Raw genomic sequence first — 15026 nt, 5'->3', positions numbered from 1 at the left:
TCAAAAGTAATTATAATTTTAAAAGAAATAAACCGTATCACATGCAAAATTCCAAAATCCTTTGGGCGGACGATGAAATAGATTTATTGAAGCCTCATATTCTTTTCCTCCAACAAAAAGGATATGATATTCTGACTGTTAACAGCGGAGTAGATGCCATTGATATGGTTGAAGAGCAAAATTTTGATGTAATTTTCCTAGATGAAATGATGCCAGGTATGACTGGTTTGGAAACCCTTCAGCAGATTAAAATGATAAAGCCTCAGATTCCAGTGGTGATGATCACCAAAAGTGAAGAAGAGCACATCATGGATGATGCCATAGGTGGTCAAATTGCCGATTACCTGATCAAACCCATCAATCCTAACCAGATATTGCTTTCGGTAAAAAAAATCCTACAGAATAAACAGCTGATATCTGAAAGAACAAATCTGTCCTATAGACAGGATTTTATGAATATAAGTATGGCCTGCGATGAGGCCTCTACTCATCAGGAATGGACTGATATTTATAAGCGGCTTACTTATTGGGAATTAGAAATAGACAAAACAGAAAATAAAAGTATGCAAGAGGTGTTGGAGACTCAAAAGACCGAAGCCAATTCCACTTTTGCAAAATTTATTAAAACCAATTATTTGGACTGGATCAATGATTCCAGGTCAGAGATGCCCATTTTATCTAATAAACTGATGAAAGAAAAGGTTTTCCCTTTGCTAAAATCAGGGAAACCTTTGTTTTTTGTGGTAATAGATAATCTTCGGCTTGACCAATGGGAAGTTTTAAAGCCTTTAATTACCAATTATTTCAATGTCAAAGAAGAAGGGACTTATTACAGCATCCTGCCTACCACTACCGCTTATTCCAGAAATGCACTCTTTAGTGGGCTTATGCCTTCTGAAATGGCCAGATTTCATCCCGATCTGTGGGAAGGGGAGGATACAGATGAAGGGAAAAATAATAAAGAGGAGGAGTTTTTAGCCGAAAACCTTCACCGTAACAGGTTGAATATTAAATTTAGCTATCATAAAATTTTACAGGCTTATCAGGGAAAAGCAGTTTTGGATCAGGTACATAATCTTCTGAACAATGATCTGAATGTATTGGTGTATAATTTTGTGGATATGATGTCCCATGCGCGAACTGACATGAAAATGATCAGGGAGCTCGCACCCAATGAATCTGCCTATAGGTCATTGACAAAAAGTTGGTTTGAGCACTCCTCCTTATTTGAACTGTTCAAAAAAATCAATGATGTGGGAGCGGAGGTAATCGTAACCACAGATCACGGGACAAAGCGGGTTCATAAACCTTATAAAATTGTCGGTGATAAAACCATCACAACAAACCTAAGGTACAAACAAGGGAAAAATCTGAACTTTGAAAGTGGAAAAGTTTTCGAAATATTAAAGCCTGAAGACGCAAAGCTTCCAAAATTTAATGTATCAACAAGTTATGTTTTTGCAGTGGAAGATTATTTCTTTGCATATCCAAACAATTACAATTATTATGTAAATTACTACAAAGATACTTTTCAGCATGGAGGAGTATCCTTGGAGGAAATTATTATTCCACTTATTCATCTTGTTCCAAAGAATATTTAAGCAGATTGAAAGTAATCCGTTGTGAAAATCTAAACCAGCTTGCAGGGGCAGCTGAAAAAATCATTCAGTTTTGTGGTGATGAAAAGGTTTGGGTGTTTAAAGGCCAAATGGGGGCAGGTAAAACCACCTTGATCAAAGCCATTTCCAAAAGATTTGGAATTGAGGATATGGTATCGTCTCCTACCTTTTCCATAGTAAATGAATACAGGAACAAGCGGGGTGAAATATTTTATCATTTCGATTTCTACAGGATTGAAAAGCCTGAGGAAGTTCTAGAAATCGGTGTAGATGAATATTTCTACAGTGGACGTATTTGCTGGTTGGAGTGGGCTGAGAAAATTCCCGACTACATTCCGCTTGATTTTATCTTAATTAATATGGAAGTTGATGAAAGTGACGTAAGGATTATCAGTTTAAATAGGGTCGTTAATGGGGAAATCAATGGTTGATTTAACAGAGAATATAGTTTATACAAAAGAGGCGCCAGCTAAAATCAAAAGTTCTAAAAATGCTTTGGTAATTGGTATTCCCAGGGAAACGGCTGCCCAGGAAAAAAGGGTTGTACTTACCCCAGAAGCAGTTGGGCTTTTGGTGAATAATGGGCAAGAGGTAATTGTAGAAACCCTGGCTGGAAAAGATGCAAAATTTACGGACAAAGAGTATTCTGATGCAGGTGCAAAAATGGTGTATTCTGCAAAGGAAGCCTTTGATGCAGAAGTAATCTTGAAAGTAGAGCCCCCTACCATAGAAGAAATCGAAAATATGCGCCCCGGTGCCTGTCTGATTTCAGCGCTTCAGCTAGGGAAGCAACATGCAGATTATATCCATGCCTTGAACAGGAAAAGAATAACGGCAGTTGCTTTTGAAAATTTGGAGGATAAAGTTGGTGGGATGCCAGTAGTTAGGGCTATGAGTGAAATTGCGGGCAGTACAGTAATGTTGATTGCTGCCGAATACCTCAGTAGTGTGAATGATGGTAAGGGTTTGATTTTGGGGGGTGTAACAGGAGTTCCTCCTACAGAGGTTGTAATTGTAGGTGCAGGGACTGTGGCAGAATATGCTGCAAGGACGGCTTTGGGCCTTGGTGCCAGTATAAAAGTTTTTGACAATCAAATTTATAAGTTACGCAGGATCAAGCAGCTCCTTGGACAACAGGTATACACCTCTACTATTGATAACTATACTTTAGGCAAAGCACTCAAAGAGGCCGATGTGGTCATAGGAGCCCTTCGCGCTGAAAAAGGGAGAAACAAAATTGTGGTCAGTGAGGAGATGGTTTCTGGAATGATGGAGGGGAGTATCATTATAGATGTAAGTATTGATCAGGGAGGTTGTATAGAGACTGCGGTAATGACTTCCCATGAACACCCTACATATGTCAAGCACGGTGTAATCCACTATTGTGTGCCAAATATTGCATCAAGGGTTGCCCGAACTGCTTCTGCAGGTTTGAGCAATATATTTACGCCTATTTTACTACAAATGGCGGATCTTAGGGGTGCCGAAGAAATGATTTTTAACTACAAATGGTTTATGAAAGGTGTTTACACCTACAGAGGTAGCCTTACAAACGCCTATCTTGCAAGGAAATTTACCATGAGCCATAAAGAACTTCAGCTACTATTAGCAGCTAGGTATTAAGCTTAAGTAATTTGGTTTTGTCGGTAGGACAGTTCCAAATCCTGCCTGACCATCAACAATTCCTTTTGTAAGTCTTTTACTTGCTTTCTGAGAACATACGCTTCATATGCATTGCGTATAATATTATTGAAATATTTCTCCTCCCAAGGTTTGGTCAAATAGTGGTAAACCAGTCCATTTCCCACTGCATCTTGCACTGTTTGATTGTCAGAGTAGGCTGTTAGTAATAACCGGATAGGTTCGGGGTAGGCGTCTTTTATCGATAAAAAAAATTCGATGCCGGTTTCTTGGGGCATTCTTTGATCCGTAATGATGATATCAACTTTATTTTTCAAAAGTAATTGCCGGGCTTCTTTAGCAGAGGATGCCAGCAGTATTTCGTAATCTTTTTTAAAGGTGGTTCTAAATGCCTGTAAATTGATCTTCTCATCATCTACGTAAAGTACCCTAATTTTCTCCATATTGGCCTTAGACATCTTAATTGCGTTGGGTTTATATTGTAAGCTAATAATAATTTGAATTAAAAGATTGAAAATATTCTATTAATGGGGCAAATTTCAAAAATTTTTGGACCCGATATTAATTTGCAACAAAGTTGTTGCCAAAAAGGTATTTTGTTTAAAATACTAGCTTCAAATAAGGTCATTCAAGCCGATATGGCTAAAATAGGTCATTTGGTCGGTACAAAAGTAAATTCTCCCTTTGTTAAAAGACCAAATTGGCCGTAATTTGCATTCCAATTAAACTTAATAGTTTTTCATTATGATTAATCCGTGGCACGATGTGCAAATAGGAAAAGAAGCGCCAGAGTTCGTTACTGGCGTAATTGAAATCCCAAAGGGAAGCAAGGGGAAATACGAGTTGGATAAAAAAACCGGTATGTTGCTACTGGATAGGGTATTATTTTCGGCTGTCCATTATCCTGCCAATTATGGGTTTATTCCCCAGACATTTTGTGATGATAAGGATCCATTGGACATTTTGATTATATCTCAAATTGATATTCCTTCCATGACCTTGGTGAAAGCCAAAGTTATTGGAGTAATGCGAATGGTCGATGGAGGTGAAGCGGATGATAAAATTATAGCAGTTGCAGCGGATGATCAATCAGTCAATTATATCAACGATATAGATGAACTTCCTCCCCACCTGATGAAGGAAGTGCACCGCTTTTTTGAAGACTATAAAAAGCTTGAAAATAAAGAGGTCAAAGTAGAGGATTTCCTGGGAAAAGAGGAGGCGTTCGGTATCATCAAAGAGAGCATAGAACTTTACGATAAAAACTTCAGAACACGTATTTGATTTTGTAATGCCTGGATTAAGATCTAGGCATTTTTTTATTCCTATGAAACCATTGCTGAGCTTTCTGTTTTCACTTTTGATTATTCCTGCAATAGGACAGGACTTGAATAAAGACAATTTTAACTTTTCAGCTTATTTAGAGACTTATTATTCGTATGATTTTAACCAGCCTGATGATCAAAATAGGCCTGATTTTCTATATAATTTTTCCAGACACAACGAGTTCAGCATCAATTTGGCAATGGTGAAAATGGCTTATCAGTCAGATGGCATCCGTGCTAATCTGGCTCTTATGGCAGGCACCTATGCGCAATTCAATATGGCCAATGAACCCACTTGGGCACAGTTCATCAACGAGGCTTCCCTTGGGGTAAGGTTGCATGAGAAATTGTGGCTTGATATAGGCGTTATGCCATCTCATATTGGTTTTGAAACTTGGATAGGAGCGGAATGCTGGCACCTCAGCCGAAGTTTGCTGGCTGAAAATTCCCCCTATTTTTTAACTGGAGCTAGACTAAGTTATGCAGTTAAAGAGAATATAGACCTTACTCTCTGGGCTTCCAACGGTTGGCAAAATGTTCAAAGAGTAGAAAGGAACAGAGGGCTTGGATTGGGTTTTGGAGTAACGCACAGGCCCATTCCAGGACTGGAAATCAACTATGCCAATTATTTGGGAAACGAGGGGATTGACCCTGTTAAACTTTGGCGTTTTTTTAACAATTTTTATTTGCAGTCTGAAGTAGGCTATTGGGGACTAACCCTAGGCACGGATTATGGAATTCAACAAGCATACCTTGGGGGAATCAATCAATGGTATGGCCTCACAGCATCCCTTAGAAGGGCAATTGATGAAAAGGTTTATGTGGCAGCTAGAGCAGAATATTATTCCGATCCAAAAGGAATTATCTTGAATGAAGGACTTAAAGTTTCAGGATTATCTTGTAATCTGGATTATCATTATAATCCGTCCGCATTATTTAGATTGGAAGTGCGTCAATTTATAAGTTCTGAAGGCGTTTTTTCACTTCCGGGGGGGAGGTTTAGTAAAGGCAATACGGCAGTTACTGCTTCTTTTTCCCTGAGCTTTTAGCTTTTTTTAATGATTTTACGTTTTTCCCTGGCACCTTTTTCTGTAAATATTGAGAAAAATCATCATAATTGATGTGTTCATGATTGCTTATGGTGAAAGATTGCTGATCATTGAAGGCAATGGTAAGTTGCCTGAACTCTCTTTTGTTGGAAATTATTTTTTCTTCTTCCCAGACCATTACCTCATCCAATTTGTATGACTTTGTGATCCCTTTAAGAGGTAAACGGGTGATGATCCTTTCCTTTCCAGCAGATATAAATTTGTACGCAGCCATCATTTTTACCAGCAGCATAATGATGACAAAGGTGAGAATTACTGCTGCAATTAGGTAAAAGACCAGCCCAAATGTTCTTTGTACTGCAAAATGGTTAAGTATATACACCAGACCACTTATCAGGACAATAAGCACCAAAGTAAGTGCAAAGTAAGTATTGACTTTGGGTTTACATTGTATCATGCCGGATTGAGGTCTGATTTTAGTTCATAAAGCTTGTGTTTAGCATGGCTGACCAAGTCTTCAAAAAAATCACCGAAATGCAATCTCAAAAATTCATGATGTTCATCTAAGAAGATGTGGGCAGTATCCAAGTTAGATTGAAACTTGGTTCTTTTTGCCATCCCTGTCATTGCCTGTCTTATTCCGTCCAATTCTCCATATCCACCCAGCCAGTCCCAATAGCGCATGTAGGCAAATGTTTTCATAAATTTCTCCGGAACTACATTTCTGAAACTATCAATCGTCTCATAAACATCTTGTACGAAGTCATCCAAAGAAACAGGATGGTAATTGTTCCAGTATTTGGCAAGGAAATAATCAAAATACATGTCCGTAATTACGGTAGAGTACCGGCCGTACTCAGGCTTTAGGATTTCCTGCGCTTCTTTTACTATAGGGTGATTGTCCGTATACTTATCAATAGACCAGTGGAGTTTTATACCGACCACAATTTCCTTTTCATAGGATTTTTCTATCGATCCCCTAACGAAATCTCCGATAAAATTTCCAACTAAAACCTTTGGTTCACCAAAGGACAAATATGCATGCGCTAGATAATTCACGTTTTATATAAACAGTGATTAAATGGGATGGTTTATATCTTAATTTTGCGATAAATTTAACTAAAGATGCCAAATATCACCGAGGAATTAAAAAAATCTTTGAAACTTTTGAGGCAGGAGTGGGAAGAGGATCTTCAACAGTTCAAAAAAAAGTTTTTATACACTTCTATAGGAGATAAAAAGGAGGAAGGCATCTGTTGGTATCCCGTACAACTAAAGAAATTCAGGTTGGGATATGGAGAGCGATGGATAGTGGACATGGAAAGAATGGACACCAATCAGAGTCATATCTTTCAATCCGGTAAGTCTGTTTCTATTTTTTCTAATTTAGAGCAACATATTTCTCCGGAATTCAGGATCAATGGAGTGATCAATCAGGTCAAAAAAGATGTGATGACAGTGACTTTGCAGATGGAAGAATTGCCTGACTGGTTGCATAAAGGTAAGGTAGGAATAGACCTCTTATTTGACGAAGCCAGTTACAGGGAGATGGAATCTGCTTTAAAATCAGTCATTAAAGCGGAAAATAGTAGACTTGGGGAGCTTAAAAATACTTTATTGGGACAAAGAGAGGGGAGTTTTGAAAGTGTTGTTGCATTGGATCACACAGACCTTAATTCAAGTCAACAGGCTGCTTTAGAACTGGTGGCCAGTGCTATAGACGTGGCCGTGATTCATGGCCCGCCAGGGACAGGAAAAACAACTACCCTAGTGGAGGCAATAAAAAAAAGCCTTGAACATCACAAACAGGTGTTGGTGTGCGCACCCAGCAATGCTGCGGTAGATTTGCTAGTAGAAAAAATCATGGAAAAAGGAATGAGATCCATAAGAATCGGACATCCAGCTAGGGTGGAAGACCATATTTTAACCCAAACCCTTGATGCAAAAATTGCCCTCCATGATAGCTATAAGGATTTAAAAAAACTCAAGAAAAAGGCTGATGAATATCGAAAATTGGGACAGAAATACAAAAGAAGCTTTGGTCCGGAGGAAAGGATGCAGAGAAAGAGACTTTTTGATGAGGCAAATAGGTTGAAAGATGAAGCGGTACACTTGGAGGAATATATTGTTTTTGATGTATTTCAGCAAACCCAAGTATTTGCAGCTACCCTGGTAGGAGCAGCAAATACCGCTTTGAAGGGAATGAAGTTTCCTGTAGTTTTTATAGATGAAGCTGCACAGGGATTGGAAGCAGCCACCTGGATTCCCATTCAAAAGGCACAAAAAGTGGTGATGGCAGGAGATCATTGTCAGTTACCGCCCACCATTAAATCTTTTGAGGCAGCCAAAGCCGGTTTAAGCGAAACCTTGTTTGAAAAGGTGATCAAAAGACAGCCGCAGGCTTCTAAAATGCTTCAGCTGCAGTATAGAATGCCAGATTTGATTATGGGATTTTCAAATAAATTCTTTTACAAAAATGAATTAAGGGCATCAGAAAATACACAAAATCATTTTATTTCTGAGGAGGAACCTGTTTTGGAATTTATCGATACTGCGGGCAGTGGGTTTGTGGAAGCTGTTGAAGAAGAGTCTCTCAGCACTTATAATCAGGAAGAAGCCAGGTTTGCACTACAATACTTGGAGGAATTGCTGAAGCGTACAGGAATAGCCAAAATCAAGGAAAAGGGATGGACAATTGGACTCATAGCGCCATACAGGGCACAGGTGAGGAAATTCAATGAACTGCTTTTTGAAAGCTATGCCTTTCCCAACCTCCGGTCTTTCTCAGAACTTTTGACAATAGATTCCATTGATGGTTTTCAGGGCCAAGAACGGGATATTATCCTGATTTCCTTGGTGAGGTCAAATGCGAAAGGAGAAATTGGCTTTCTGGCAGATACCAGGAGGATGAATGTAGCCCTGACACGGGCCAAAAGAAAATTGGTGGTCGTTGGAGATAGTGCTACACTTAGCCACCACTCTTTTTACAATGCTTTCTTGGATTATGTGGATGAAAATGACTGTTATAAAAGTGTGTATGAATATTTGGTTTGATTGACCTGTCGTAAGTTTTATAACGGGATTGGGATGCATTTAACTAGGGTTTGCTAAAAACAGCTAAGACACTTTAAATCAATATTTAGAGGATGGTTTTTAGAAATCAAAGTGGAAGGTTTTTAAGCAAGATATGTTGGAAAGCTTGCATCAAATTGTCATAATTTGATAATTTATAGCTTAACCTCAGGCACAATGTCTTCTTTGTTGGCTTCAGCTCGAAGTATAACAATACGTCTTCGCTTTGACGCCTAGAATCTATTGCACTTGAGCCTTTTTCAGCAGACCCTACCTAATTATCAATTTTCTCTGATTTTTTTCTCGTTTTTATGAAAATAGGCCCAATTCAGGTAGCTGAGGACATTACCAAAAGCCTCGGTTGCGTTTTCCATATCTTTGGGGACATCACGCCCTTTTAGTTTGGCCAAAAGCAAACCATAAATGGCATTGAGACAAACCTGTACCTCGTTGGAAGGAGCTTTATCGCCTGCTTCAATGACCAATTGAAGGATATGAGGTTTTGCTTTTCGGTAATGCTCAAAATAGTTTTTGTCTGTTTTGAGCAATTCCCAATGGATTTTTGCTAATTCAGTGACATAGACTTGGGTGCTGTTAAGCCTTCCTTTTTCTTCCTTACCTTCGTTTTTGAGGGCTTTGGCAATTTCTGCAAACCATGCTGTAGTTTCTGCTTTTTCTTCTTCAGAAATCGGGTAATGGGAAATCACATATCGTTTGACTTCTTCCATTTCAAACTGATAAGCCCTTAACAAGTCTTCCATCTGGTACATATAGATGATGTACTCGCCAATATTTTGTCCCTTTTTTTTATCTGCTACCGTTTTCATAGAACTACAATTTTGGAAACAAAGAAAACAAGAAAGGTCCAAAAACAGTAAAAATATTGGAGAAGATTAATCCTTTTAGAACCTAAGAAGTTGGCTCTTATCAAAACATTGTGATGCTACAAATCATTTAAAGTACTACAGTGGGTTTTTGATATAAAGTAATCCTGAAAATTCTAGGGATACTTGAATGTTATATCAATAATCCCCATAAATTTATCTATTTTTGCGCCCAGAATGAATATGCAAAGAACTAGAAATTTCTGTATCATAGCCCATATTGACCATGGGAAGAGTACGCTAGCGGACCGTCTCCTACAGTTTACCAATACGGTAACAGATAGAGAGATGCAAGATCAATTGCTCGATAATATGGACCTGGAAAGGGAGAGAGGTATTACCATCAAATCTCACGCTATCCAGATGAAGTACAATTACAAGGGTGAGGAATATACCCTCAATCTGATAGATACTCCTGGACACGTGGATTTTTCTTATGAGGTATCCCGCTCCATTGCAGCCTGCGAAGGAGCGCTATTGATTGTGGATGCTTCCCAAGGGATTGAGGCCCAGACCATATCCAATTTGTATTTGGCAATAGGGCATGACTTGGAGATAATACCCGTCTTAAATAAAATTGACCTCCCTGGTGCAGATCCTGAAGTTGTAGCCGATGAAGTCATCGACTTAATCGGATGTGACAGAGAGGATATTATCCTTGCTTCAGGAAAAGAGGGGCTAGGGATAGAGGATATTCTAAATGCTGTGGTCGAAAAAATTCCTGCACCAAAAGGGGATCCAGACGCACCTCTGCAAGCCATGATTTTTGATTCTGTATACAATCCATTTAGAGGAGTTGAGGTTATTTTCAGGATTTTCAACGGCACCATCAATAAAGGAGACAAAATTAAATTTGTCAATACAGGTAAGGAGTATGAGGCTGATGAAATCGGTATTTTAGGATTCAATCAGATTCCTCAACAGACCATGTCAGCAGGAAATGTAGGTTACCTTATTTCCGGTATCAAGGTGGCTAAAGAAATTAAGGTAGGAGATACCATTACCCATGTGAAGAAACCTTGTTCTGCAGCCATACAGGGTTTTGAAAACGTAAAACCTATGGTTTTTGCAGGGATTTATCCTGTAGATACTACTGAATTTGAGGAATTGCGAGCATCTATGGAGAAGCTTCAATTGAATGATGCTTCGCTGGTATGGGAACCGGAAACCTCCGCTGCTCTAGGTTTTGGATTTCGTTGTGGTTTTTTGGGGATGCTTCACATGGAGATTATTCAGGAGCGATTGGAGCGGGAATTTGACATGACCGTTATTACTACCGTTCCTTCTGTTCAGTTCCGAGCACTCATGACCAATGACCAGATAAGTCTAATCAATGCCCCGTCGGACATGCCTGATCCTAATAAATTTAAGCACATAGAAGAGCCTTTTGTAAAAGCAACAATCATTACTGCTTCTGAATATGTGGGGCCGGTTATCCAGCTTTGTATGGATAAGCGCGGACAAATCAAAAACCAGGTTTATTTAACTTCTGAAAGGGTAGAACTTACCTTTGATATGCCTTTGGCGGAGATTGTATTTGATTTCTTCGATAAACTAAAAACAATCTCCAGAGGTTATGCATCCCTTGATTATGAATTGATAGGCTTTAGACAATCACATTTGGTCAGATTGGATGTGATGCTCAATGGAGAAATTGTAGATGCACTTTCTGCTATAGTACATAGAGATAAGGCATATGAATGGGGTAAGCGCCTCTGTGAGAAACTCAAAGAACTGGTACCTAGACAAATGTTTGAAATTGCTATTCAGGCTGCGATAGGAACCAAGATCATTGCAAGAGAAACTGTAAAAGCTCTCCGTAAAAACGTATTGGCCAAATGCTATGGTGGTGATATTTCGCGTAAACGTAAACTCTTGGAAAAGCAGAAGAAGGGCAAGAAGAGAATGAGACAGGTGGGGAACGTGGAGGTTCCTCAAGAGGCGTTTATGGCGGTTTTGAAGTTGGATTAAGAGAAGCTAGACAATAGAAGTGAGAGGCCAGAAATGAGACTGAATTTCGGATGCTTTGGAAATTTGTTATTTTGAGAAGCGATAAAGCAGAATTATCATCCGTTCAACTTAATACTTATCATTTAACAGTTAACTAATAACAATTAACCAACCTCTAAAAATCATTTTTCCATTATGCCAACAATTATAGACGGAAGAAAAACCTCGGAACAAATCAAATCTGAAATTGCTGCCCAGGTAAGTGAAATCAAAGCCAAAGGTGGGAAAATCCCTCATTTGGCTGCCGTACTAGTAGGAAATGATGGTGCCAGTCAGACCTATGTAGGTGCCAAAGTAAAAGCCTGTGAACAGGTTGGTTTTGAATCCACATTGGTCAGGCTTGAGGAAACGGTTACCGAAGGTGAATTGCTTAAGGTAGTGCAGGATATCAACCAAAACCCGGCAATTGATGGCTTGATTGTACAGCTTCCTCTACCCAACCATATTTCTGTTGAAAAAGTAACCAACAAAATCAAACCGGAAAAGGATGTAGATGGTTTCACTCCCGCCAATGTAGGAAGGATGACTTTGGGTTGGCCTGCTTATGTGGCAGCTACTCCTTATGGAATTGTGGAATTACTAAAAAGATACGCTATAGAAACTGCAGGGAAGCATTGCGTGGTGATTGGAAGAAGCCATATTGTAGGTTCTCCAATGAGTATTTTGATGGCAAGAAATGAATATCCCGGCAATTGTACAGTGACATTGACGCACAGCAGAACCAAGAATTTGCCGGAAATTGCCCAATCTGCTGATATTTTAATTGTCGCATTGGGTAAGCCTGGATTTGTGACAGCAGACATGGTCAAAGAAGGCGCGGTAGTGATTGATGTAGGGATTCATAGGGTGGAGGATGTTAGTAAGAAATCAGGGTTTAGGTTGATTGGGGATGTTAAGTTTGAAGAAGTAGCCACTAAAGCATCTGCTATTACGCCTGTACCAGGTGGGGTGGGGCCCATGACCATAGCTTCTCTGCTTCACAATACGCTACTGGCAGCGGAAGGGAAAATATATTCTAAATAATCCATTTGAAGAGGGCGAAGGACTATTTCAAATTAAAAATAAAGGATAAGAGTTGCAGTGAATGGCAATCCTTCCTACTTTTGCAGACCTTAAAAGCGCACGTGGTGAAATTGGTAGACACGCCATCTTGAGGGGGTGGTGCCCTATGGGCATGGAAGTTCGAGTCTTCTCGTGCGCACAAAGCCTTGGATGCATCATCTGAGGCTTTTTTATTTAATGTTTCTAGTTTTCCTCTTTATTAATTAAAACCATATTTCTAATTGTACGTAATCTTTAATTGTGAGTGGGAAAAAGAAATATGGCCCTTATTTTTTTTCTTTGAGTTTAACCCTACTTCTTTTTTTTGCTATATATCCAAAAACTTATGCTCAACTTGACAGAGGTATTTTACCGAGTTCCGCTCCTATTGTTTATGGTGTTGTGCCGGCTGAAAAGAAATTGTTTGTATATAAGGTCAATCAGAGTAATGGAGAGATAGAGATTCAAATAAAAAATGAGACGCTTGAAAATATTGCTTTTCAGTCGGTGAAGTTATCTCCTAGCATAGAAAAGATAGAAGTAGATGTTCAGGGAGATAAAGCGTTTGTTTTATTAGCCTATGGTGTGTTCAAAAATTATTTAAAAACTTTATTAGTCATTGATCTTGAAACTGCTGACTACAGAGCCCATACGGTTCAGTCAAATTTCGCTTTTCCCACTGTCTTTAAAGCTTTTTCTTCAGCGGTTTTAATGATAGGTGTTTTAGAAGAGGGGGACGTAATGGAGATTTATCATTTTGACCAAAATTACCTGATCACCATAACTGACTTCTTTATGCCAAATACCAGAGTTTGGGATATAAAAATTATAGAAGATCAAGTCGACCTTTTGTTATTTACAGGAGACAAAAAGCGAAAACAATTGTTGCAAATTTTATCTTTTGACCAAGAAGGAAACAGATTATTCAACATTCCGCTGAAATTCCCTCAAAACAAGAATTTTTTTGTAAGTACTGCGCAGTTAATACATGGACCTTTTCAGGAACAGAAAATTGTTGGCATTTACAGTAACAGGTATGGAGAGTGGTTTTCTGGATATTTCCAATTGAGCATCAATGATTTGTTGGAACAGGATTTACAACTTTACCCCTATAAAGAACTGGAAGGGTTCTATGATTACCTTGGGAATAATAATAGATCCAAAAAGCCTAAAAGAACAAATTTTAACAAAGAAATGGTAATGGTGGATGCTGCAACTGATGGAGAATTCATTACCATTGTTTCTGAGCCACTTCGAACAGTTAAAAAGTTTGCACATATTATTTCTATTAATCAAGATGGAGTGAAAGAATTCGACAAATCAGTGAAGCTATTCTATCATAATAGAATTAATCCTTCCGAATTGCAGCTAACCAATCAGGATTCTACCGTTTACTTTATGTTTGGAGGAAATCAAAACCGGCTGAATCCCCCTGGAAAAAAAATTTACTCAATCAAAAAAGGAGAAGGTTTACAATTCAATCAGGTTCAAAGCTTTTTAACCGATCCATCGATTTTGAATTATTTGCCATACCCAAAATTTTTGCACTGGTATGAGAATAAATTTGTATTTTTTGGTTTGACAAAACCTAGAGAAGGGAGAATCAACCAATCCGAATTCATTATCAGGAAAATTGAAGTATGATTGGGTATTCAATAACCTTGAAGGTTTTAGAAGCCATTTAATCAACCGTTAATTTAACCTGTCTACAGCTTGAAACATTTACTATTGTTCAATTTATTAATTTGTTTGCATTTACAAAGTGTAATTGCACAAGAAGCAAAATTCCCTATAGTCAAAGATTTTGGAGGGATTTTTGAAATCCCGGAATCCACTGAAAATCCCGACGCAAATAAAGAATTTAAGATCATCATTGATTTGGTATCGGGATCAGAAGACCCTACTCAGATCAACCGTATGGTAGATAATATTGCCCGAATGATGAATCTCCATGGGCTTGGGGGTGTCAAAAAAGAAAACTTACACATAAAAGTAGCAGTCCATGGAGGAGCAGTTTTTAGTCTTTTAAATAATGACTTCTATCAAAAACTTTATGGCGTAAACAATCCAAATTTGCCCATATATGAGGCTTTAAAGAAAGCAGGCGTTGAATTTTATGTTTGTGGGCAATCTCTCATAGCAAGGGATATGAAAACCACAGACGTATGGTATGGGACTCAAATCGCGCTTTCTATGCTCACGGTATTGACCAAATATGTACCGGATGGATACATGCTCTTACGTTTTTAGTGCTTGGATTTATGTGTTGGGATAGAGTTGTTTTGATAAAAAGAATTATTATTAAGCTCTTACTTTCAGCAGTTTTTATAAGGTAAGAAAATTCTTAGGTTTTGTAACTTATTTTTTAAAAATTTCGTATTCTCA

The 15026-nt window shown here is 38.5% G+C and carries 14 protein-coding genes and 1 tRNA gene; 11 read left to right on the top strand and 4 right to left on the bottom strand.

Annotation, left to right across the window (positions count from 1 at the left end):
- The first annotated feature begins 41 nt into the window (after nucleotides 1-41).
- Genes QZT73_RS10790 through QZT73_RS10780 form a run of 3 tightly spaced genes read left to right on the top strand, consistent with a single transcriptional unit; the run spans nucleotide 42 to nucleotide 3242 of the window.
- A complete protein-coding gene (locus QZT73_RS10790; RefSeq protein WP_291782876.1) occupies nucleotides 42-1601 on the top strand; it encodes a bifunctional response regulator/alkaline phosphatase family protein in 1560 nt (519 codons plus the stop codon).
- A gap of 5 nt (nucleotides 1602-1606) precedes the next feature.
- A complete protein-coding gene (tsaE, locus tag QZT73_RS10785; protein WP_291782874.1) occupies nucleotides 1607-2050 on the top strand; it encodes a tRNA (adenosine(37)-N6)-threonylcarbamoyltransferase complex ATPase subunit type 1 TsaE in 444 nt (147 codons plus the stop codon).
- Nucleotides 2031-3242: an alanine dehydrogenase gene (locus tag QZT73_RS10780; RefSeq protein ID WP_291788105.1), complete on the top strand. Its 1212-nt coding sequence runs from the start codon at nucleotides 2031-2033 to the stop codon at nucleotides 3240-3242. The genes tsaE and QZT73_RS10780 overlap by 20 nt, the downstream gene beginning before the upstream one ends.
- Nucleotides 3243-3244: 2 nt before the next feature.
- On the opposite strand, the gene QZT73_RS10775 is transcribed toward QZT73_RS10780, so the two are convergent.
- The gene (locus QZT73_RS10775) at nucleotides 3245-3718 is read right to left on the bottom strand and encodes a response regulator (protein WP_291782871.1); all 474 of its coding nucleotides are present in this window, start codon (nucleotides 3716-3718) and stop codon (nucleotides 3245-3247) included.
- A gap of 286 nt (nucleotides 3719-4004) precedes the next feature.
- Here QZT73_RS10775 and QZT73_RS10770 point away from each other — a divergent pair, with 286 nt between their 5' ends.
- Together QZT73_RS10770 and QZT73_RS10765 are read left to right on the top strand one after the other, a co-directional pair.
- A complete protein-coding gene (locus tag QZT73_RS10770) occupies nucleotides 4005-4544 on the top strand; it encodes an inorganic diphosphatase (RefSeq protein ID WP_291782868.1) in 540 nt (179 codons plus the stop codon).
- A gap of 43 nt (nucleotides 4545-4587) precedes the next feature.
- Nucleotides 4588-5634 (top strand): porin, encoded by a 1047-nt coding sequence (locus QZT73_RS10765; protein ID WP_291788103.1) that lies wholly within the window; start codon nucleotides 4588-4590, stop codon nucleotides 5632-5634.
- Here the strand turns inward: QZT73_RS10765 and QZT73_RS10760 are convergent.
- Nucleotides 5606-6091 carry a hypothetical protein gene (locus QZT73_RS10760; RefSeq protein ID WP_291782863.1) on the bottom strand — a complete coding sequence of 162 codons (486 nt, stop codon included), beginning with the start codon at nucleotides 6089-6091 and terminating at the stop codon, nucleotides 5606-5608. The two genes, QZT73_RS10765 and QZT73_RS10760, sit on opposite strands and share 29 nt — an antisense overlap.
- On the bottom strand, nucleotides 6088-6693 hold the full coding sequence (locus QZT73_RS10755) for an ACP phosphodiesterase (protein ID WP_291782860.1): 606 nt from the start codon (nucleotides 6691-6693) through the stop codon (nucleotides 6088-6090). The genes QZT73_RS10760 and QZT73_RS10755 overlap by 4 nt, the downstream gene beginning before the upstream one ends.
- Nucleotides 6694-6759: 66 nt before the next feature.
- On the opposite strand from QZT73_RS10755, the gene QZT73_RS10750 reads away from it, so the two are divergent.
- A complete protein-coding gene (locus QZT73_RS10750) occupies nucleotides 6760-8688 on the top strand; it encodes an AAA domain-containing protein (RefSeq protein WP_291782858.1) in 1929 nt (642 codons plus the stop codon).
- A 299-nt stretch (nucleotides 8689-8987) separates the two neighbouring features.
- On the opposite strand, the gene QZT73_RS10745 is transcribed toward QZT73_RS10750, so the two are convergent.
- On the bottom strand, nucleotides 8988-9533 hold the full coding sequence (locus tag QZT73_RS10745; RefSeq protein ID WP_291788101.1) for a DUF4924 family protein: 546 nt from the start codon (nucleotides 9531-9533) through the stop codon (nucleotides 8988-8990).
- Between the two features lie 234 nt (nucleotides 9534-9767).
- Between QZT73_RS10745 and lepA the strand changes: the two genes are divergently transcribed.
- The 5 genes from lepA (at nucleotide 9768) to QZT73_RS10720 (ending at nucleotide 14891) form a co-directional block, all read left to right on the top strand.
- The gene (gene lepA / locus QZT73_RS10740; RefSeq protein WP_291788099.1) at nucleotides 9768-11561 is read left to right on the top strand and encodes a translation elongation factor 4; all 1794 of its coding nucleotides are present in this window, start codon (nucleotides 9768-9770) and stop codon (nucleotides 11559-11561) included.
- 174 nt (nucleotides 11562-11735) lie between these two features.
- Nucleotides 11736-12623, top strand: a complete 888-nt coding sequence (locus QZT73_RS10735) for a tetrahydrofolate dehydrogenase/cyclohydrolase catalytic domain-containing protein (protein ID WP_291782852.1) — start codon at nucleotides 11736-11738, stop codon at nucleotides 12621-12623.
- Nucleotides 12624-12718: 95 nt separating this feature from the next.
- Nucleotides 12719-12801 (top strand) — tRNA-Leu (locus QZT73_RS10730).
- A gap of 140 nt (nucleotides 12802-12941) precedes the next feature.
- Nucleotides 12942-14285, top strand: coding sequence for a hypothetical protein (locus QZT73_RS10725; RefSeq protein ID WP_291788098.1), 1344 nt, complete (start codon nucleotides 12942-12944; stop codon nucleotides 14283-14285).
- 105 nt (nucleotides 14286-14390) lie between these two features.
- Nucleotides 14391-14891, top strand: coding sequence for a DsrE family protein (locus QZT73_RS10720; protein WP_291782847.1), 501 nt, complete (start codon nucleotides 14391-14393; stop codon nucleotides 14889-14891).
- Nucleotides 14892-15026 lie beyond the last annotated feature (135 nt).

This window comes from Cecembia sp. (assembly GCF_007126775.1).
Lineage (GTDB): Bacteria > Bacteroidota > Bacteroidia > Cytophagales > Cyclobacteriaceae > Cecembia.
This window is presented reverse-complemented; position numbering and strand designations above follow the sequence as displayed.